Annotated in this window: 23 protein-coding genes and 1 pseudogene; 17 read left to right on the top strand and 7 right to left on the bottom strand. The window is 47.1% G+C overall.

Annotated features, from left to right (window positions below):
• Positions 1-117: 117 nt before the first annotated feature.
• From LY85_RS04215 to LY85_RS04175, 9 genes are all read left to right on the top strand, one after another.
• Positions 118-408, top strand: a complete 291-nt coding sequence (locus LY85_RS04215) for a hypothetical protein (protein WP_141825586.1) — start codon at positions 118-120, stop codon at positions 406-408.
• A 211-nt stretch (positions 409-619) separates the two neighbouring features.
• Positions 620-1,891: a hypothetical protein gene (locus LY85_RS19760; RefSeq protein ID WP_347562406.1), complete on the top strand. Its 1,272-nt coding sequence runs from the start codon at positions 620-622 to the stop codon at positions 1,889-1,891.
• Between the two features lie 242 nt (positions 1,892-2,133).
• A complete protein-coding gene (locus LY85_RS04205; protein ID WP_141825585.1) occupies positions 2,134-3,651 on the top strand; it encodes a ParB/RepB/Spo0J family partition protein in 1,518 nt (505 codons plus the stop codon).
• A 302-nt stretch (positions 3,652-3,953) separates the two neighbouring features.
• On the top strand, positions 3,954-4,307 hold the full coding sequence (locus tag LY85_RS04200) for a hypothetical protein (protein WP_141825584.1): 354 nt from the start codon (positions 3,954-3,956) through the stop codon (positions 4,305-4,307).
• Complete coding sequence (locus tag LY85_RS04195) at positions 4,300-5,004, top strand: antirestriction protein ArdA (protein ID WP_141825583.1); 705 nt, start codon at positions 4,300-4,302, stop codon at positions 5,002-5,004. The genes LY85_RS04200 and LY85_RS04195 overlap by 8 nt, the downstream gene beginning before the upstream one ends.
• A gap of 48 nt (positions 5,005-5,052) precedes the next feature.
• Positions 5,053-5,850 carry a DUF6674 family protein gene (locus LY85_RS04190; protein WP_141825582.1) on the top strand — a complete coding sequence of 266 codons (798 nt, stop codon included), beginning with the start codon at positions 5,053-5,055 and terminating at the stop codon, positions 5,848-5,850.
• A gap of 75 nt (positions 5,851-5,925) precedes the next feature.
• Entirely contained in the window at positions 5,926-6,399 is a 474-nt protein-coding gene (locus LY85_RS04185; protein ID WP_141825581.1) for a PcfB family protein, read from the top strand.
• Entirely contained in the window at positions 6,389-8,221 is a 1,833-nt protein-coding gene (locus tag LY85_RS04180) for a VirD4-like conjugal transfer protein, CD1115 family (RefSeq protein WP_141825580.1), read from the top strand. The genes LY85_RS04185 and LY85_RS04180 overlap by 11 nt, the downstream gene beginning before the upstream one ends.
• Positions 8,222-8,322: 101 nt before the next feature.
• Positions 8,323-9,696 carry an IS1182 family transposase gene (locus tag LY85_RS04175; RefSeq protein WP_141825576.1) on the top strand — a complete coding sequence of 458 codons (1,374 nt, stop codon included), beginning with the start codon at positions 8,323-8,325 and terminating at the stop codon, positions 9,694-9,696.
• Positions 9,697-9,808: 112 nt separating this feature from the next.
• On the opposite strand, the gene LY85_RS04170 is transcribed toward LY85_RS04175, so the two are convergent.
• Complete coding sequence (locus LY85_RS04170) at positions 9,809-10,246, bottom strand: hypothetical protein (RefSeq protein ID WP_141825579.1); 438 nt, start codon at positions 10,244-10,246, stop codon at positions 9,809-9,811.
• Positions 10,247-10,248: 2 nt separating this feature from the next.
• Positions 10,249-11,079 (bottom strand): hypothetical protein, encoded by an 831-nt coding sequence (locus LY85_RS04165; RefSeq protein WP_141825578.1) that lies wholly within the window; start codon positions 11,077-11,079, stop codon positions 10,249-10,251.
• Positions 11,080-11,313: 234 nt separating this feature from the next.
• Here LY85_RS04165 and LY85_RS04160 point away from each other — a divergent pair, with 234 nt between their 5' ends.
• The 4 genes and pseudogenes from LY85_RS04160 to LY85_RS04145 form a co-directional block, all read left to right on the top strand.
• Positions 11,314-11,526, top strand: a complete 213-nt coding sequence (locus LY85_RS04160) for a Maff2 family mobile element protein (protein ID WP_011988858.1) — start codon at positions 11,314-11,316, stop codon at positions 11,524-11,526.
• Between the two features lie 11 nt (positions 11,527-11,537).
• A complete protein-coding gene (locus LY85_RS04155) occupies positions 11,538-11,951 on the top strand; it encodes a VirB6/TrbL-like conjugal transfer protein, CD1112 family (protein ID WP_279230987.1) in 414 nt (137 codons plus the stop codon).
• Positions 11,952-12,023: 72 nt separating this feature from the next.
• Positions 12,024-12,971 carry an IS30 family transposase gene (locus tag LY85_RS04150; protein ID WP_141825577.1) on the top strand — a complete coding sequence of 316 codons (948 nt, stop codon included), beginning with the start codon at positions 12,024-12,026 and terminating at the stop codon, positions 12,969-12,971.
• 21 nt (positions 12,972-12,992) lie between these two features.
• Positions 12,993-13,490, top strand: a pseudogene (locus LY85_RS04145) (CD0415/CD1112 family protein); the annotation flags it as partial.
• 99 nt (positions 13,491-13,589) lie between these two features.
• Here the strand turns inward: LY85_RS04145 and LY85_RS04140 are convergent.
• Positions 13,590-14,963, bottom strand: a complete 1,374-nt coding sequence (locus tag LY85_RS04140) for an IS1182 family transposase (RefSeq protein WP_141825576.1) — start codon at positions 14,961-14,963, stop codon at positions 13,590-13,592.
• Positions 14,964-15,066: 103 nt separating this feature from the next.
• Here LY85_RS04140 and LY85_RS04135 point away from each other — a divergent pair, with 103 nt between their 5' ends.
• The 3 genes from LY85_RS04135 to mobC all read left to right on the top strand — a co-directional run bounded on the left by LY85_RS04135 (position 15,067) and on the right by mobC (position 16,130).
• Positions 15,067-15,435 (top strand): cysteine-rich VLP protein, encoded by a 369-nt coding sequence (locus tag LY85_RS04135; protein WP_141825575.1) that lies wholly within the window; start codon positions 15,067-15,069, stop codon positions 15,433-15,435.
• 171 nt (positions 15,436-15,606) lie between these two features.
• Positions 15,607-15,789, top strand: coding sequence for a DUF4316 domain-containing protein (locus LY85_RS04130; protein ID WP_141825574.1), 183 nt, complete (start codon positions 15,607-15,609; stop codon positions 15,787-15,789).
• Positions 15,786-16,130, top strand: a complete 345-nt coding sequence (gene mobC, locus LY85_RS04125; RefSeq protein WP_141825573.1) for a plasmid mobilization relaxosome protein MobC — start codon at positions 15,786-15,788, stop codon at positions 16,128-16,130. Before LY85_RS04130 ends, mobC begins: the two co-directional genes overlap by 4 nt.
• Positions 16,131-16,184: 54 nt before the next feature.
• On the opposite strand, the gene LY85_RS04120 is transcribed toward mobC, so the two are convergent.
• Genes LY85_RS04120 through LY85_RS04105 form a run of 4 tightly spaced genes read right to left on the bottom strand, consistent with a single transcriptional unit; the run spans position 16,185 to position 19,197 of the window.
• Positions 16,185-17,375, bottom strand: coding sequence for a hypothetical protein (locus LY85_RS04120; RefSeq protein WP_141825572.1), 1,191 nt, complete (start codon positions 17,373-17,375; stop codon positions 16,185-16,187).
• Positions 17,372-18,223, bottom strand: coding sequence for a serine/threonine-protein kinase (locus LY85_RS04115; RefSeq protein ID WP_141825571.1), 852 nt, complete (start codon positions 18,221-18,223; stop codon positions 17,372-17,374). Before LY85_RS04115 ends, LY85_RS04120 begins: the two co-directional genes overlap by 4 nt.
• On the bottom strand, positions 18,220-18,960 hold the full coding sequence (locus tag LY85_RS04110; RefSeq protein WP_141825570.1) for a hypothetical protein: 741 nt from the start codon (positions 18,958-18,960) through the stop codon (positions 18,220-18,222). The genes LY85_RS04115 and LY85_RS04110 overlap by 4 nt, the downstream gene beginning before the upstream one ends.
• 27 nt (positions 18,961-18,987) lie before the next feature.
• Positions 18,988-19,197 (bottom strand): helix-turn-helix domain-containing protein, encoded by a 210-nt coding sequence (locus tag LY85_RS04105; RefSeq protein ID WP_141825569.1) that lies wholly within the window; start codon positions 19,195-19,197, stop codon positions 18,988-18,990.
• Positions 19,198-19,430: 233 nt separating this feature from the next.
• Here LY85_RS04105 and LY85_RS04100 point away from each other — a divergent pair, with 233 nt between their 5' ends.
• Entirely contained in the window at positions 19,431-19,730 is a 300-nt protein-coding gene (locus LY85_RS04100; protein ID WP_141825568.1) for a CD1845 family protein, read from the top strand.
• The last annotated feature ends 58 nt before the right edge of the window (positions 19,731-19,788 follow it).

Here is a 19,788-nt window from a genome sequence, read left to right as displayed (position 1 = left end):
GGAACGTGTCAGAAAACGTTGGAACAAGATGGAGCGCACCGTCATAAAGTGTTTACTGGAGGCCTGGACAACAAACCACACAGGTTGTTGAGAAGGCCTTCGACAGGAGGAATGAGTATGAATAACTTTTTTACCTGGGAAACGCTGGCTACCTTTGCAGGATGCGCCGCCGCGACTGCGGTAATTACCCAGTTCGTGAAAAGCGCATCGTTTTTTAAAAACATTGCTACCCAGTGGGTGTCCTATTTCGTTGCGATCATTTTATTACTGGGGGCAACGTATTTTACCGGCGCGCTGACATGGTCGTCGGGCGCATTGATACCGTTTAACGCGGTCATCATTGCTCTTAGTGCCAATGGGGCGTATTCCGCTGTATTAAGGGCCACCGGGACCAAAGAAAACAAATAGACGAAGTAACGTTCCGCTGTGGAAAGGAATGTCCTTCCGGCCATCCGGCCGGAAGGATGTTCTGAAAATCCATGTGGTTCCTGGGTGTACCCGTTCCCATTACACAGGCATATACTGCACTTTTCGCGGGTCACCACATATTATATTAAAAAGCGTAAAGTGTTTGTTCATGCTAATTCGTAAACAAATTTGATACATGGGAGTTTTGATTATGTCAAATAGCAGAAGATGCCCGCCTTATGATGCGGGTGACGGGTTTAATCCAGAAATGACAATTTATCATAACGGATGCCTGGATAACTGTTGCAAAGACCCGTGCGGTTGCGGCTGCCCGGGTCCCACCGGCCCGAGAGGCCCGCGGGGCCCTGCCGGACCCATGGGCCCTATGGGCTTTAGCGGTCCCACCGGCCCAACCGGCGCCACAGGCCCTATTGGTCCGTCTGGCGGCCCAACGGGAGATACAGGTCCGACCGGCCCGACCGGACCGACCGGTCCGACGGGTGCGGCAAGCACTGTGACCGGCCCGACAGGCCCAACGGGAAATGCAGGCCCGACCGGCCCGACCGGCCCAACGGGTGCGGCAAGTACCGTGACCGGCCCCACCGGCCCAACGGGAGATCCAGGCCCGACCGGCCCGACAGGCCCAACGGGTGCGGCAAGTACCGTGACCGGTCCCACCGGCCCAACGGGAAGTACGGGTCCGACAGGCCCGACAGGTCCAACAGGTGCGGCAAGCACCGTTACCGGCCCAACTGGTGACACAGGTCCGACCGGCCCAACGGGAAGTACGGGTCCGACTGGCCCGACAGGTCCAACAGGTCCAACAGGTGCGGCAAGCACTGTGACCGGCCCAACTGGTGACACGGGTCCGACCGGCCCAACGGGAAGTACGGGTCCGACTGGCCCTACCGGCCCAACGGGTGCGGCAAGCACTGTGACCGGCCCAAGCGGCCCAACAGGTGATACAGGTCCCACTGGCCCGACAGGCCCGACGGGTGCGGCAAGCACTGTAACCGGCCCGACCGGAGATACAGGTCCTACCGGCCCGACGGGAGATACGGGTCCCACAGGCCCGACAGGTCCAACAGGTGCGGCAAGCACTGTAACCGGCCCGACCGGAGATACAGGTCCTACCGGCCCAACGGGAGATACGGGTCCCACCGGCCCCACCGGCCCAACAGGCGCGGCGAGCACTGTGACCGGCCCAACAGGCGACACAGGTCCGACCGGCCCGACCGGAGATACAGGTCCCACAGGCCCCACAGGTCCAACGGGTGCAGCAAGCACTGTGACTGGCCCAACGGGAGATACAGGTCCGACCGGCCCCACCGGCCCAACGGGTGCGGCAAGCACCGTTACAGGTCCGACTGGCCCAACAGGTCCAACAGGTCCGACGGGAGATACAGGTCCCACAGGCCCGACCGGAGACACTGGTCCGACGGGTCCCACAGGCCCCACAGGTTCTACAGACCCCGTGATTTAAGGAAAACTGCAAAAAACCTTATTCCATGCGGAATAAGGAGATACCAAAATAAAATATGAGCTATCACATTACACAGGATACCGCCTAATTGGACAAGATAGGCGGTATTTTTGTATCTGGATAGCAGAACTTCGGGACATGTTGGCCCGAAGTGGAAAGGAGGGATTGCAAATATCCCGTGGGGCTTGATTAAAAATCAGGCCCTTTTTTCATGCCATAAAACAGACAAGGAGGAAAAACGTATGGCAAAAAATGAGCCAAACAGGCTGGACGAAATAAAAACCTCTCCGGCACAGGAAGCAACAGCAGAAGAAAAAAATACGCCAGCTCCCATGCCGAAGATTGGCGGCGAAGCTCCTACCTCGGAAAAGACTGCCGAAGAAACAGCGGCACTTCCCCATGAGGACGAAGCTGTTCTGCTTGAAGCCGATAAGGACAGGCCGAAAGAACCTACGCCCATTGACATTCCCGCCCCCGGTGATGTGGTAGTTTCCTTTGACAAAATCAATGAGATTGTTTCCGGGAAACAGGCGATGGTAAAGGAAACAGAACAGACCGCCCCTGAAAAACAGGAAACGAAAAAATCAGTGCCTGCCGAAAAAAAGGCAGAACCAGAAAAAATTAGCACGGATAAGAGAACGGAGAACGAGCCGAAAATGGCTGACAGCAAGCCCAAATCCCGTTCACAAAAAGTAACTGAAAAAGCGGACAAAAAGCCTACTCGCCCTGCCAAACAGGAAAAAGCCCCAAAGGCTGTAAAATCGGAGAAGCCGCAGAAACCGAAACAAGCCGCAGAAATTGGCGGTGGGGTTTCTGCTTCCCCGCAAGTTACGGAGCAGGCACAGCAGGAAACACCGCCCCCTGTCCCGGAACAGCCGCTCGAACCGAGGGAAGCACCCCGGCCCGGCGAACAGGAACAGATTGTTTACCTTAGTCTTTCCGAGCTTTTCGCTTTTAAAGACCACCCGTTTCAAGTCCGAAATGATGAAGAAATGGCGGCTATGGTAGAAAGCGTTAAGGACAAGGGCGTTACCCAGCCGGCTATTGTGCGCCCCCGCGAAGATGGCGGCTATGAAATCGTATCAGGCCACCGCCGCCAGAAAGCCAGTGAATTAGCCGGATTTGCGGATATGCCTTGTATTATCCGAAACATGACGGACGAGCAGGCCATCACGCAGATGGTAGAGGACAACACCAATCAGCGTGAGAATATCCTGCCCAGCGAACGAGCCAAAGCTCTGCAAATGCAGTTGGAAGCCATTAAAAAGCAGGGCGCACGAACCGGCAACGGACAACGCTCCAACGAGGTCGTAGCCGAGCGCAACAAAATGACGGTCAAGCAGGTTCAGCGATATATCAAGCTCAATGAGCTGGTTCCCGACCTCATAAAAATGGTGGACGAAAAGAAAATCGCGTTTACTCCCGCCGTGGAGCTTGCGTTCATTACACCTAAAAGTCAACGGTATATTGCTATCGCTATTGAGGGTCAGCAATCAGCCCCCTCACTGTCACAGGCACAGCGTATGCGTGACCTTGACCAAAAGAAGCTGTTAAACCCCGATGTAATTGACGGAATTATGCTAGAAGAAAAAAAGGAGGCAGACAAAGTGATTATTTCAAGTCAGGAACTTTCCCAATATTTCGGCAAGGAGAAAACACCCCGCGAAATGAAGGATACCATTATGAAGCTGCTTGAGGAAAACAAGGCAAAGCTGAAAGAAGTTTCGGCTCCCCAAAAGAAAGCCGAACAGGAGAAATAGGCACTTCGGGTCAAGTTGGCCCGAGGTAGATGTTTGCGGGGTTTTGCCCCGCGCCCCAAAGCTCTAAGGATATGAATATATTCCCCGTCGCCGCTAGTTGGGTAGCATAGCCGGGAAAATCGGTCAAGAGCTTGCCGCCGTAGGCGGTGCTTCGCACTCTTGACGGATTTCTCCCGGTTATGCTTTAAAGCAGTCAAGCGACGGGGATATAGATTCCTTTGAGCCGCCCCCTTTTCATGAGTGGAAAGGGCGGGGGGATAGGTTGACACATTCAGCGCAACAAGAACGGAGGTGCTTTTATAATGAAACGACCTTTAGCTTACATTACCGCCGCATGGTGCGGCAATCACGATACAAATACCAAACAGGCGGCACAGTATTGCCGGGCAGTCTATGAAGCCGGGTTTTCCCCGATTTGCCCGACCCTGTATCTTCCGCTTTTTCTCAATGACGCAATCCCGGAGGAACATAAAAGCAGCATTGATATGAGCCGGGATCTCCTGCGCCGCTCTCATGTGCTTGTCGTATGCGGAAGCGATATTGACGAGGACGTAAAGAACGACATTGCCGTTGCCGGGCGGCTGAACATCACGGCAACCACTCTGGATGGGATTCTGACCGTGAAAACGCAGGGACAGGAAAAAGACCATGCTTGAAGCCTTTGTTACTAATCTTGGACGGTATAACGAAGGATATTTGGACGGGGAGCCCTTGAAGCTTCCCGCCACTACCGAGGAAGTGCAGGCTCTTTTGAAGCGAATCCATGTGGACGGTATACGGTATGAGGAAATTTTCATTACCAATTATGAAACCGACATTCCCGGCCTGCGTGACTGTTTGGGCGAATATGAAAGCATTGACGAGTTGAACTATTTGGCAGCCTTGCTGGACGATATGCCTGAATGGGAAGTCGAAAAGTTTGCCGCCGCCGTGGACTTCGGGGAGTACAACAGTGTACCCGCCCTAATTAACCTCACGCAAAATCTTGATTGTTTTGAGTTTTACGCCGGAATTGAGAATGAGGAAGATTTGGGGCGCTTCTATATCGAAGAAATGTGTACGCTGGAAATCCCGGAGCATTTAGCAAACTATATTGATTACGAAGCCTACGGGCGGGACATGAACTTGGACGAGGACGGGCGCTTTACCGAGGGCGGCTATGTGATACGGACAGGCGACAGCTTCACCGAGCATTACAGTGATCGGAGCGATATACCGGACGAATACAGGATTTTCGCTTATCCCGAACCGGAAAAATCCATCAAGAAAACGCTGGAAAGCTACGGGAAGATGATAGGCGAAACCGTCACCGCCGTCCATGAGCGCCCCCACCCCGCCAATGCGGAACGATAACAGACTTCGGGCCAACTTGCTCCGAAGTCAGAAAGGAGATAAAAGCCTATGGCAAAATCGAAAACCACTACCCAACCAATTATCGAAAATGACCATGTAAAGGAGCTTTTGGCGATATTGCGGGAAAACACTTCCCCGTCCACAAAGGATTTTCTTTCGGTTCTAAATCAGGTCAGTGCAATGGAAAAACAGCTTGACGCCGCCGTAAAAGAGCTTTCCGCTATGCGACAGGAATTGAAAACAGCGCAGGAACAGAACCACCCCGTCAAGACCACTTTGCAAAAGGCGGTCATTGTTATGCAAGGGCAGGTACTTGACTTGCGAGATAAACTAGCGGAGTTGAAGCAAAGCGTCATAGATGGTTGCAGGAACGCCGTTGTCGCTTTTAAGGAAACCGGAATTTCTGCTCTGGATAACGTAGCTCGATTCTTCAAGGTTCGCCCCATCTTAGAAACCATACAGGACACACTAACGAAAAATATCACATATGACGACAAGACTATCGCTAAAATCGAATCCATCAGCACCGAATATCATCAGGCTGGGCGACACTTAAAAAATATGGGCCGTACCATGCTTGGCAGAGACACGGTACAGGAGGTAAAACAGACCGGTAAACTGGCGGTGCTCATATCCGCTCCATTCCGTGCGGAGCGTTTCCATTTTTCCAATATAAAAGGCCATGTAGAAAAATCTTTGAATATGCTGGCACGGTTGGAAGAACGGGCGGCAGAGAAAAAGCCTTCTATCCGGGAAGCCCTTGCCACCCACAATGAAAAAATCGCACAGGCACAAAAGGACACTCCCACCGTAGAACGGCCCAACCCTGCCAATGCGGAAAGGTAGGCTACTTCGGGCCAACTTGGCCCGAAGTCCTCCCGCCTGTGCGATTGTCCTATCTGGCAGGAAAGGAGGAATTTCATGCAGGAAGATATTGAACGCCGGACGGTTGCCCTATCCGTCAATGCCACAAAGCTGACGGGCCGGACGCTGGCAAAGGCGTTGGCGGCAGCACTCCGGCAGATACAAAAGAGCCATCAGAAACGGCAGACACCACAGGGCAGGCAGAGCGTAAAAAAGCTGATGAACCACGGCGTTTCTACGAACAGCCTTGATTTGTCCGGGGATACGAAGCTGTTTGACCGTGTGGCCCGGAAATACAATGTAGATTATGCTTTTCACAAAACCGCGCCGGACAAATATTTGTTATTCTTCAAAGCCGGGCAGGCAGACGCAATTACCGCCTGTTTTGGCGAATACACAAAACTGGTGCTGAACCGGGGCAAGAGCCGCCGCCCCTCTATTCTGAAACAACTGAAAAACTTTGCCGACAGGGAGCGTACCAAACCGCACCAAAAGGAACGAAAACGGGAGGTGATGCGGAATGAACGATAAAATCCGTAAATATGTGATTCCCAATGTTCCCTATCTGTTCGTGCTGTGGTTCTTTCTAAAGCTCGGCACAGCCTACCGCCTTGCGGCAGGTGCAGACTTCGGAAATAAGCTGGTTGGCATGATAAAAACCATAAGCCCGGCGTTTGCTTCATTTGCGCCGGGCTTTGTGCTGTCCGATTGGCTCATTGGCCTTGCCGGGGTGGTCATACTCCGGCTGGTGGTATGGTATAAGGTAAAAAACGCAAAAAAGTTTCGGAGGGATGTGGAATATGGCTCGGCCCGGTGGGGAACGGCAAAGGACATCAAGCCCTTTATCGACCCAAAATTCAGCAACAACGTCATTCTGACCGGCACAGAGCTTCTTACCATGAACACCCGCCCGGCAAATCCCGCCAACGCCCGAAACCTTAATTGCTGTATTATCGGTTCGTCAGGTTCGGGAAAAACAAGGTTTTGGCTGACCCCACAGCTTTTACAGGCTCATTCGTCCTATGTGGTGGTTGACCCAAAGGGCGGCATTTTAGAGCAGGTCGGTTCTTTTCTGAAAAAGCAGGGCTACAAAATCAAGGTATTCAACAGCATAGATTTTTCAAAATCCATGCACTATAACCCGTTGGCCTACTTAAAGACGGAAAGCGATATTTTGAAGTTTGTAAATGCTCTGATTGAAAATACAAAAGGAGACGGCAAAGAAGGCGATCCGTTTTGGACGAAAGCGGAAACGCTTTTGTACTGCGCTTTAATCGGTTATATCGTCTTTGAGGGGCCGGAGGAAGAATGCCATATCAATACTCTTGTGGATATGCTGAACAGCATGGAAACACGGGAAGATGATGAAAATTTTAAGAACGCCGTGGACTATATGTTCCTTGGCTTGGAAAAGCGCAACCCCAACCATTTTGCGGTGCGCCAGTATAAAAAATTCAAGCTCGCCAGCGGGAAAACCTCAAAAAGTATCCTAATTTCCTGCGGAGCCAGACTTGCTCCATTTGATATTGGACAGCTCCGGGAGATTATGAGCTATGATGAAATGAGGCTTGACCGCATGGGCGATAAGAAAACCGCCACCTTTTTCATCATCAGCGACACCAATACGACCTACAACTTTATTGTTGCCCTTGCTTTTTCGCAGATGTTCAACCTTTTATGCGAACGGGCCGACAGCAAGTATGGTGGCAGGCTCCCCCATCATGTAAGGGTATTATGGGACGAAGCCGCCAATACGGGACAGGTTCCGCAACTGGAAAAATTGGTTGCCGTTATCCGCTCCCGCGAAATATCCTTATGCCTGTTTTTACAGGCGCAAAGCCAGCTCAAAGCCTTATATAAAGACCACGCTGAAACCATTATGGGGAATATGGACAGCGTGATTTTTCTTGGTGGGCGGGAACATTCCACCATCAAGGAGCTATCGGAGGTTTTGGGGAAAGAAACCATTTCCATGCAGACAGAAAGCCGGACGCGGGGCCAGTCGGAAAGCTACGGACAGAATATGCAACGGCTCGGCAAGGAGCTTATGACAATGGACGAATTGACCACTATGCCGGGCAATAAATGTATTTTACAGCTTCGCGGCCTGCGTCCATTCCTTTCCCCCAAATACGATTTAAAACAGCACCCCAATTACAGGTATATCGCCGAAGCCGACAAGCGCAACGCTTTTGACGCTTCAAAGCTGGTAAACCGCCGCATAAAAAAGCTCAATCCCAATGAGCAGTATACCGTTTATGAAGTAAGTCCCGACGAGGAAGCCGCCGCCATAGACGAGAGCGAGGACATTCTCAACTATGATGATGTGGACGACCCGGAAGCATTTGCATAAAAATAACTTCGGGCCAAATTCGAGGTGTTGACAAAGTACCAAAAGGAAAGGCAAAAATGGTATAATGTAGGCAAAGAAAAAGCAGTAGGATGTGTTTAGGGATGCTGACAGAGCGAGTGGGGGTACAAATAAAAATACACTGTGTCACCATCGAGGATCTGGTGCCACAGGAGCATTTTTTGCGCAGGCTGGAAAAGGCCGTGGATTTCAGCTTCATCTACGACGAGGTTCGGAATTTGTACTGCCCGGATAACGGCAGGCCCGGAATCGATCCGGTAGTTCTGGTAAAGTATCTGCTGGTGGGCTACCTGTACGGCATCGAATCGGAACGGCGCATTGAGCAGGAGATACAGGTGAATATGGCCTACCGGTGGTTTCTGGGGCTGGATTTGAATGATCGGGTACCCGATCACTCCACCATCTCACAAAACCGGCGCAGACGGTTTCACGGGGGAAATCTGTTTCGTCGCCTGTTCGAGCATATTCTGCATCTATGCATGGAAAAAGGACTGGTGGACGGAAGGATCATTCTGAGCGATTCCACGCATGTAAAGGCGAGTGCATCATTCAAGGCGAATACAAAAGTTCTGGTGGAGCGCGAGACAACGGACTACATGGAACGGCTGGACCGGTATGAAGCGGAGGAGCGCGCGCGGCTGGAGTCATCTGGCACCATCAAGCCGCAGCGTGCCGGACGTGAGAAAAAGGAAAGCGCAAAAGCGGAAAAGGCGGTCAGCACCACCGACCCGGACGCCGGAATGCTGCGGCGGCCGGGGAAGCCGGAGGGGATGCACTACCTGGATCATCAAAGCGTGGATGCCGCCCATGGAATCGTGGTGGATGTGGCGGTGACCCCGGGAAATGAGAACGATTCAGAACCATACCTCGGACGTATTGAATACATGCGGGAGCATCTGGGGCTGGATATTCAAACAGCCGGCGCGGACAGCGCCTACGGCACCAGCATGATTTACCGGGCGATGGAGGATATGGGCATCCGGCTGCATACGCCCGGGGAAACGGGCGGGGCGACCTACAAGGTGGAGTTCAGGCGTGAGGATTTTCGGTATGACGCGGAAAAAGACTGCTTCCTTTGTCCAGAGGGAAAGGTACTGACACTGCGTAGTCTTGAGCGGGAGCACCACAATATTTGCCGGATATACCGAGCCGACAGGAAGGATTGCCGGACCTGCCCGATGCTGAGCAGGTGTGTGAGCGACAGCCATCGAAGCCGTACTATCCGAAAGAACATTTTTGAGGAAGCCGTAAAAAGGCAACGGGAAACGGATGGCACTTCCGCCCACAAGCACATTCTCGGTCTGCGGCAGATTTGGTGTGAGGGTAGCTTTGCGGCCCAAAAATGGATGCACAATCTAAAACGCCTGTTCAGGCGAGGAATAGAGGCAGCGGAAGATCACTGCCTCCTTTCGGCAACCGCCTTAAACCTAAAGCGCATGGTTAAGTGCGCAGGATAACCCCCAAGGCGCTGTTTTTTTACCCATTTCAATGTGATTCTCATCTTTGCGGACCAAATTGACGGGCTTTGTCAACACCTCGAAATTGGCCCGAAGTTATTTACTAAAAGAGCTATGACAGCATTGCTGCTTTTGAATATAAAATCTTAATTACATCTAGCACTTCAGCAGAAGAAAGGATTTCCTTTATTGCTTTAACAAAAGACTCTTTATCATTACAAGTGTATTGTGGGGTGAACATTTCAGAGTCATCTTCAAAACTGCTGTTTACAGTAATGGCCACTGGATAATTGCTTTCAGGATTTGAATACATAATTAGAATTGTTTTTGAGTAATCATCAAGCTTAGGCACTATTACATTAAAAATTGTTGCTATTTTGTACTCTATTTCCTCTGTACGAACTGTTATGAAAGTCGGCTTTCCGTAAATAACATACTCGGTTTTTTCACCTAGTAATGCAATTTGTTCTTTGAGAATAGAGTCCGGCATATCAGCTACACTTTTTTCAAGCTCCTTGGTATCACGAAAACCCCATAAATCTGTTGTCATGATTAATTACCTCCTTCTTTTATTTCAAATTTAATAGGTAAGTGATCAGAAAAATTATCGTTGTCAATCTTATGGCTTTTAATAAATTTAAAGGAAGAGCTTTCCTCTATAATTTTAAAAGAATCCCAAACAAACTTATCTATAAAGTAAGGTCTTAATAAAACAGAATCATATGAATACCAAAAAATAGATAAGTCTGTTTCGTCGTTATTATTGTAGTAGGTGCCTTGAACCAAATTATTACTTCCCATAATATCCCAAATTGGATTGTAATAAAAATTGCACTTTACATCATCAACTATTCTATATTTTTGTTTTGCTTTTGCAATTGACATTGTTGCATTAAAGCCAAAGGCTCCAGCAATTCCTTGAGAATATGGCTGTAAATTAAAATCTCCGACAATAATACTTTTTAACTCCTGCCCAGCAAATACATCTTGTTCTATTTTTTGTAATACAACACTAGTGTTACATGCTCTTTGGCTTCTAGCATCTTCATTTTTATACATCCCACTTATTAAGTGAACTGTAAAGAGCATATGAGTAACACCTTTATCAATTAACTTGTAACAAGAGTAGTGTTTTTCTTCTTTAACAACAGATATAGATACACTTTGCTTTGCTAATAATCTTATATCTCCAATGGGACAGATTTCAATCAATTTCCAATTATGACCTGATGATTTTAATTGATTTATCAATCCTTGAATGTCTAAGTGAGAACATTCGGCAAGCATACATATATCAATTTCATCTTCAATTAATAGTTGAATTAGTGGCGCAATAAGATTTTTTCTATAAAGATTCCAAAATAAATATGTAATTATTTTCACCACCTTTAGCGCTTAAATAAAATACAATGATTTATATCATAAACAACTATATTATATATCAAAATTTCCCACAAAACAACGAGAAAAGAGGTGATTTTCATGGTTCGTGCTCCCCCTAAACCTTGCTCAACTGAATATAGAACTTCGGGCCAACTTGACCCGAAGTGACAGCTGCCAGCAATGGCGGTTTTTTTGTACCCTAAAACAAAATAAAACTATGGAGGTAATCAGATTATGGGATTTTTTACGAGTGCAGTTAGTACCTTACAGACCCTTGTTGTGGCTCTTGGCGCGGGCCTTGCCGTGTGGGGCGTTATCAATCTTTTGGAAGGTTACGGGTCGGACAATCCGGGAGCGAAATCGCAAGGGATTAAACAGCTCATGGCCGGGGGCGGCGTTATCCTGCTGGGAACAACGCTTGTACCTATGCTTTCCAGCTTGTTTTAAGGTAGGCCGGTATGGATTTTCTCACCGACTGGATTAACGAATGGATAAAAGGTCTGCTGGTAGACGGTATCATGGGCAATTTAAACGGCCTTTTCGAGAACGTGAACGACCAGATCGGAGAGATTGCAACACAGGTGGGAACCACGCCGGGGAACTGGAACCCCGGCGTGTTCTCCCTCATACGGCAGCTTTCCGAAACGGTTGTTTTGCCGATTGCCGGACTGGTGCTTACCTTTGTCATGTGCTATGAGCTGATTCAAATGCTCATTGACCGGAACAACCTCCACGACATTGACACATGGATTTTCTTCAAGTGGATATTCAAGACCTTTGTCGCGGTACTGCTTCTTTCCAACACGTTCAATATCGTGATGGCGGTATTTGATGTTTGGCGGATTAAAATAACAAGTGCAACAGGAGGATAGACAGAGTCCACAAAAAGCCAAATCCATGATACAGTAGGAGTTGAAGAGACACCACTGAAGGAGAGGCTTTTTATGGACTACCACCATCTTACACCAAAAGAGCGCGCATTGATAGCCCAATTGTGGAATAACGGAATCAGTATGCGACAGCTTGCACGCAGGCTACAAAGGAGTCCCGCGACAATCAGTCGGGAGATCAAAAGGAACCGTTCGGGGCAAAAATATCTGAGCGTTCCGGCACAGGCTAAATATTTGGAACGACGTATGAAATGCCATCGAACGAAGCTGTATCAGGACCTCGATCTGACATCTTATATAGCGGAAAAACTGGAGCTGTCATGGTCCCCCGAACAAATTTCCGGAAGAATCCGGTTAGACTATCCAGACGACGAGAACATGAAGATTTCGCACAGCAGCATTTATCGTTGGCTGCATACAAACCTTCTGCCGCGTTCCGTGCAGCTTACGATGAAACTGCGTCACTATGGCCGCAAGCATGGAGAAACCCGCGGATACAAAGCCGGCGCGAGGGAAATTCGGGAGAGAAGCAAAGACGTTCTGCGGCGAAAACGGCTCGGAGATTGGGAGGCAGATACAATCGTATTCGGGAAAACGAGACATACCTATTTGCTGAATGTGACCGATCGAAAAAGTCGGTACTCCTGCCTTGCCGTCCTGTGCAACAGTAAGAGAGAAGAGGTCATGCGGGGCTTTGAGTTCTTCTTTGAAGGAGGCAAACTTCCGCTCCGTACGGTAACATCGGATCGAGGGATCGAATTCAACTGTCATCATGAATTTGAGAGCCGCTTTGAGGCACTGTACTATTACACTCGCCCTGCATCTCCATGGCAAAAACCCACTGTGGAAAATACGAACGGATTGATCCGTCAGTTCTTTCCCAGAGGAACTAATTTTACCGAGCTTACCCCAGAAGCCGTGGCTTTTGTCATGCAACTTCTCAACAACCGACCGCGTAAATGTTTGAACTGGAAAACTCCTGCTGAGGTCATATCTTCCTAACTGTTGCACTTCACTTGACAATTCACCGTTTCCCAAAGCGTCATTAACAGCGCAGGGGGCGTGATTGCAGGAAATACGGCGGTAAGCCCCGATATGCTGGACAGCTTGGAAACCCAGCTCATGACAATGGAAATCGGCTCTCTGCTTGGCTTATGGATGCAATCTTTCCTGATAAGGATAGTTGTTGTGGTAATCAACATTGTCGTATTTGTCATTGTGTACGGCAGAATGATTGAAATTTATTTACTCACCAGTTTAGCCCCTGTGCCAATGGCGACCTTGGTCAACCGGGAAATCGGCGGCATGGGTCAGAACTATCTGAAGTCTTTGTGCGCCGTAGGCTTTCAAGGCTTGCTAATTTTGGTATGCGTGGGGATTTACGCGAAGCTGGTGCAGAGTATCGCCGTAGGCGGCGACCCCATTGGAGCTATATGGACGGTAATCGGCTATACGGTTCTATTGTGCTTCACCATGTTCAAGACGGGAAGCCTTGCAAAATCCATCTTCGGAGCGCACTGATAACTTCGGGCCAACTTCGAGGTGTTGACAAAGCCCGTCAATTTGGTCCGCAAAGATGAGAATCACATTGAAATGGGTAAAAAAACAGCGCCTTGGGGGTTATCCTGCGCACTTAACCATGCGCTTTAGGTTTAAGGCGGTTGCCGAAAGGAGGCAGTGATCTTCCGCTGCCTCTATTCCTCGCCTGAACAGGCGTTTTAGATTGTGCATCCATTTTTGGGCCGCAAAGCTACCCTCACACCAAATCTGCCGCAGACCGAGAATGTGCTTGTGGGCGGAAGTGCCATCCGTTTCCCGTTGCCTTTTTACGGCTTCCTCAAAAATGTTCTTTCGGATAGTACGGCTTCGATGGCTGTCGCTCACACACCTGCTCAGCATCGGGCAGGTCCGGCAATCCTTCCTGTCGGCTCGGTATATCCGGCAAATATTGTGGTGCTCCCGCTCAAGACTACGCAGTGTCAGTACCTTTCCCTCTGGACAAAGGAAGCAGTCTTTTTCCGCGTCATACCGAAAATCCTCACGCCTGAACTCCACCTTGTAGGTCGCCCCGCCCGTTTCCCCGGGCGTATGCAGCCGGATGCCCATATCCTCCATCGCCCGGTAAATCATGCTGGTGCCGTAGGCGCTGTCCGCGCCGGCTGTTTGAATATCCAGCCCCAGATGCTCCCGCATGTATTCAATACGTCCGAGGTATGGTTCTGAATCGTTCTCATTTCCCGGGGTCACCGCCACATCCACCACGATTCCATGGGCGGCATCCACGCTTTGATGATCCAGGTAGTGCATCCCCTCCGGCTTCCCCGGCCGCCGCAGCATTCCGGCGTCCGGGTCGGTGGTGCTGACCGCCTTTTCCGCTTTTGCGCTTTCCTTTTTCTCACGTCCGGCACGCTGCGGCTTGATGGTGCCAGATGACTCCAGCCGCGCGCGCTCCTCCGCTTCATACCGGTCCAGCCGTTCCATGTAGTCCGTTGTCTCGCGCTCCACCAGAACTTTTGTATTCGCCTTGAATGATGCACTCGCCTTTACATGCGTGGAATCGCTCAGAATGATCCTTCCGTCCACCAGTCCTTTTTCCATGCATAGATGCAGAATATGCTCGAACAGGCGACGAAACAGATTTCCCCCGTGAAACCGTCTGCGCCGGTTTTGTGAGATGGTGGAGTGATCGGGTACCCGATCATTCAAATCCAGCCCCAGAAACCACCGGTAGGCCATATTCACCTGTATCTCCTGCTCAATGCGCCGTTCCGATTCGATGCCGTACAGGTAGCCCACCAGCAGATACTTTACCAGAACTACCGGATCGATTCCGGGCCTGCCGTTATCCGGGCAGTACAAATTCCGAACCTCGTCGTAGATGAAGCTGAAATCCACGGCCTTTTCCAGCCTGCGCAAAAAATGCTCCTGTGGCACCAGATCCTCGATGGTGACACAGTGTATTTTTATTTGTACCCCCACTCGCTCTGTCAGCATCCCTAAACACATCCTACTGCTTTTTCTTTGCCTACATTATACCATTTTTGCCTTTCCTTTTGGTACTTTGTCAACACCTCGAACTTGGCCCGAAGTCAGACCTATGAGTACCGAATCCCGGGAACTGACCCGCCGGGAACGCGCCGCAATCCACAGACTGGTAACAGGGATGTGCGCCAACTATGACCCGGAATACGGCTGTCTGACCCTTGATTACGGCGGCTGCTATATGCTGGATAAATACTGGGCGGGCACATACTGCAAATATTTTCAAAAGGCCGTGCTTCCGCTTGATCTGGTGCTGGAAGCTACGCTGACAGGCCGCAAAGCTCCAGAACTGGATAACTGCGCTATTTGCGGCAAACCGTTTATCCCGGAGGGGAAACAAGCGTATTGTTCGCCAGACTGTACCGACATCGCCCGGCGCAAGCGACAGCGGGAATATATGAGAAAAAGGCGGGCTGACTGTTAGCTTTTAGAGGTCAGCAAATCCGCTTGTGATGGGGCTTCCCATAGCTGGAACCGGGGTGGGACGTACTTTTATATTGCCCACACCGGAAAAAGCTAACATTTTCTTTAATGAAGAAGAAACACACACTTCGGGCCAACTTGGCCCGAAGTCACAAAAAGGAGGTTTTTTAGAATGGAAAAGGAAAACTATTTGAAAAATGCAGAGCTTTCCACGGAACAGAATTACAACATGATTGATGGGATTCCGAATAATGCCCCTCTGCCTGTTGTGCAGGCCATGCCGGAGGAAAGACCGAAAGACCGGGTAAAGGAGCCGCCAGCAAAGCGCAGGAGCCGGGAACGTGAAGAACGGTGAGCCCCAAACGCAGGCGGGGCGTTCCCCTTTATGTTTGGGTGAGTGATGATGAATACGCCGCCATTGGGGAACGTATGGCACAGGCTGGGACACAGAATTTAAGTGCGTATATCCGCAAAATGGCACTCAACGGCTATGTGCTGAATGTTGACCTCGCTCCCGTCCGGGAGCTGGTTTCCGTGCAACGCAGATGTGCCAACAATCTGAATCAGGTTGCCATTCATGCCAATACATACGGCGTTTATCCGTCCGAAATTGCCGCCCTGCAAAAAGATTATACTGAGTTATGGGGTCGAGTTTCAGATGTACTCAAACAACTTACGGTAATAGTGGAGCTATAATAAATAGAGAGAAGCAGAAAGATAATATCTCTGCTTCTCTCATATCCTAAAAAATCATTGCCAATCAAGACGTAATTTAAGACCATAATCTTCGTCATTGGCGCACATTGCCACTCGATTCGCTTCAATGGCTGGCGCAAAATCTCTATTCTGCCCACTGATACCACGCTTTTTAAATTCCTTAATTTGATTTTCTGCATTATTCAGCATAAATTCATAAGTATCAAATGTATCTTGGTATGAATTTTTACTTAGCATATCACATTGAATTTTTAAGCAGTATAAATAATGCTTAAAAGAATTAGTTTCATTATAGTTTGTTGAGGAAGGTTGAGCACCTCTAAAAAGCATAGAGGAATAGATATTTGAAAATTCGCCTTGTGGCTCAAAACTGTCCAAAAACCCTCGTTGCATAGCTACATCAAGCAGAGCAGCTTTATATTCACTAAAGGCGGTAGGAAGATAATACCAAGTGCTTTTGTGTTTTACATCATCATCTTTTGGGGACTTGAATTTTGAAGGCACAAAAGAGCGAGTATTCATATATGTCCCTGAAGCAATCCCGTCAACATTGGTCAGGGAATATACTAAACTCTGATGATTTGAATATCCTACAACTACTTTTTTCTTGGAAAGTTTTAAGCAAGTAATCAACTTCATTAGACCAATAACCCACATAGGATCTGAAACAATGTATTCATTATTTGCAGGGTGCGGAATTATATAAAAGCCGTGAACAGGTATTGATTTGAGTTGTTCTACCAGAGTTTCGATAACAGAAGTATTTCTTATAGTTTCTGGATACAAACATAATGTACCAAGTAAAGGCTTATCTGATTTTTCTAAAAAGTATTGAGCCGATTCCCTTAACCATTTTAAGCCATATGCAAGACCATCTTCCTTCATTTCAATTCCGGGAAGAATGATTTCTGAACTTCCAATTTGATTGTTAATTCGCCAGAGTTCTCTATTTATAGTAGTGTTACCTTCATCTGATGTTACAGAAACATCATCTTGAGGCCAATAATCATATGCTTTTAATTTTGTATGTCCTTCTTTAGGATAAAACATTTGAGGGTCAAAAAGCACATTTCCTCCTGATAATCTTATTTTTTTAGAAAAGTCCTCTAACTTAGGTTGTTGAATATTCACAGGGCTAATAATAATATTTCCCGAACCCCAGGTTTTTACTAGTTCCTGTGCCATAGCTTGCATACCATGTCCCATTTGTAAATATAGCTTCATACATTCCCCTCCAATATTAATGTAGATTTTATTGCGTTTAAATATCGCATGGCATCTGCCGCGGTGTCAGGCCGTTGCGATTGATTTTTTGCCATAAGCATATTTATAAATTGAGAGAACATTCCTTTAGTATCATTCTCTAATATTAATGCGGGTGGAAGCATCGTCATCGTGCGGGACATAATCTGAAATGGCGTTTCATTAGGTACAACAAAAGGATTCTTTCCATTGCAACCTTCATAAATTGTAACACCTATTTGAAATAGATCAGTTCGCACATCTTGCTCTAATTTCATGTTAGTAAATTGTTCATGCGGCGCATAGCCTGGAGTAAATGGTCCATGAACAGCAGCTGTTCTTGTTAGTGATATTCCTTTTAAGTTCTTTGCTAACCCAAAATCTATTAAGTATATGGTTCCATTATTGCCCAAGATAATATTATTTGGATTAATATCACGATGAAGAATATGTATTTTTTCTAACTCCATCTCAATTTCCAACAAAGTGTTTATGACCTGAAAAGCGTGACTTAATGTGAACTTGTTCCCTGCATTAAGCCAGTCACGTAAAGAAATTCCTTCTATAAATTCTTCAACAATATAAAGAACATCTTCACCAACGGTTTCATCAGTAACTATGCCACTTTCTAAAATTTTAGGAACATTTCTAAGCAAAAGGGTTTTAACAATATTTATTTCTTGCAGCACACGAGGGTCCTCTACATTATTAATTAATTTTAATGCTACAACGTCTTTATTAGATGCTTCCGCTCTATATACTATTTTTTGTCCACCTTTTTTAATTTTGCTAATAGACGAATAACGATTTTTCAGCTCACATATATTCACAGGTTATCCTCCTTGCAGTGTGACGCTCTCTGTATCCATTCATTAAATTGAAGTGAAGCGTAGGATACCGGAAAAACTCTATGTTCACTTTCAAGTTCATATTGAATTCGACCATTTACGAGAATTACCCCAATACCATGTTGCTTGCATTTATCAATGATTAAGTTATTACAACTGTCTTTATTCATAAGAATATATGATTCAGTAGAAAACCAAACATTTTTAGAAGCCTGCTGAATAGCTTCAGACCATTTATCAATTTTTGCTTCAATCGATATAATCTTGTTTATTCGGCAATATGCGTTAAGCTGTATATTTCTTACATGATTTTGCGTTTTCGATAAATGTACTAAATTACAACTAGCTAACCGCGTTATAGATTTTTTAATGTCTATAATCGAAAAGCCAAGCATTTCATTCAATGATTTCAATGAAGCATTCTTTTGTCGCTGTATTTGATAGAGTATTTTCAAATCATTTGTAGTTAAATGCTTCCGGTTCTCATTCCAAAAATTTTCAGAAGAAGTATTATATTCGACAATTACTATATCTGGATACCCCGTATCAATTTGTGGCTCTATAAAGATAGCAATTTGTTTTCTTTTAAGTTTACTATATTTTTTTATAATATGTTCAATGTATCGATTAACCATATCAAACTCATTGCCTTTGGTATTAGTTCTTGCAACATAACCAATTTCTTGAATTGAATGACTAAATATCTTAATTTTATTCATTTATGTTTCCTCGCTTCACTTTTGATATCACACCCTGTCGCCTGATGATAGTTCAAAATTTCTTATAAATTTAGCTTCAACAGCATTTGCAATTATCTCAAGTTCATCGACTGTAAAGCTCCCTCTTTTCATTTTAGCATTAAATGATTGGGGGGATTTTCCAATGCGCCTAGCTAATTCTGCGACGCTAATATTCGATCTAACACATAAGACTTTTATTTGTTCTGAAATAGTCATACAAACCACCTTTTATATAGTAAACGTATACTTTTTTATTATAAAACAATTTGTTTATTATCGCAAGATGATATATGAATATTTTTACCAAAAACTTATGTATATAGAAGTTTTTGTGACCATCTACTACTTTAACATTTACAAATCCTCGACAACATTGTTGCACCCTGCCTGAAATGGTAAAATATAGGTATGATACAACAAGAAAGCCACTCGATGAAAGGAGAATTTTTATGAGGTTTATCAAGCTGCTATTTAAGATTATCGCCGCGCCGTTTGTGGTTTTGCTGACGATAGTAACACCCATGATTGAATTTGTGTTCTGCTATGCCACCGCTCTTTTACAGGTAGTTTCCGGGATAGGCATTCTAATCAGTATTGCCCTGCTGATAAGCGACGAAAAACTGGGCTTCGGCGTGTTCCTGTTCCTGTCGTTTTTGATTTCTCCCCTTGGGATTCCTGCCATTGCGGAACACCTGATTGACGGACTGCACAGCCTGAACAGCTCGCTCCGCTTTTTCATTGTAAGCTAACAGTAACATAACAGAACTGCCGGGCAACTTCGGGTCAACTTGGCCCGAAGTTGTTTTT

The sequence above is a fragment of the Clostridium sp. KNHs216 genome, assembly GCF_006714885.1.
Classification (GTDB): domain Bacteria; phylum Bacillota; class Clostridia; order Oscillospirales; family Acutalibacteraceae; genus Caproiciproducens.
Note: the sequence above shows the minus strand (reverse complement) of the source record. Positions and strands in the feature narration are given on the sequence as shown.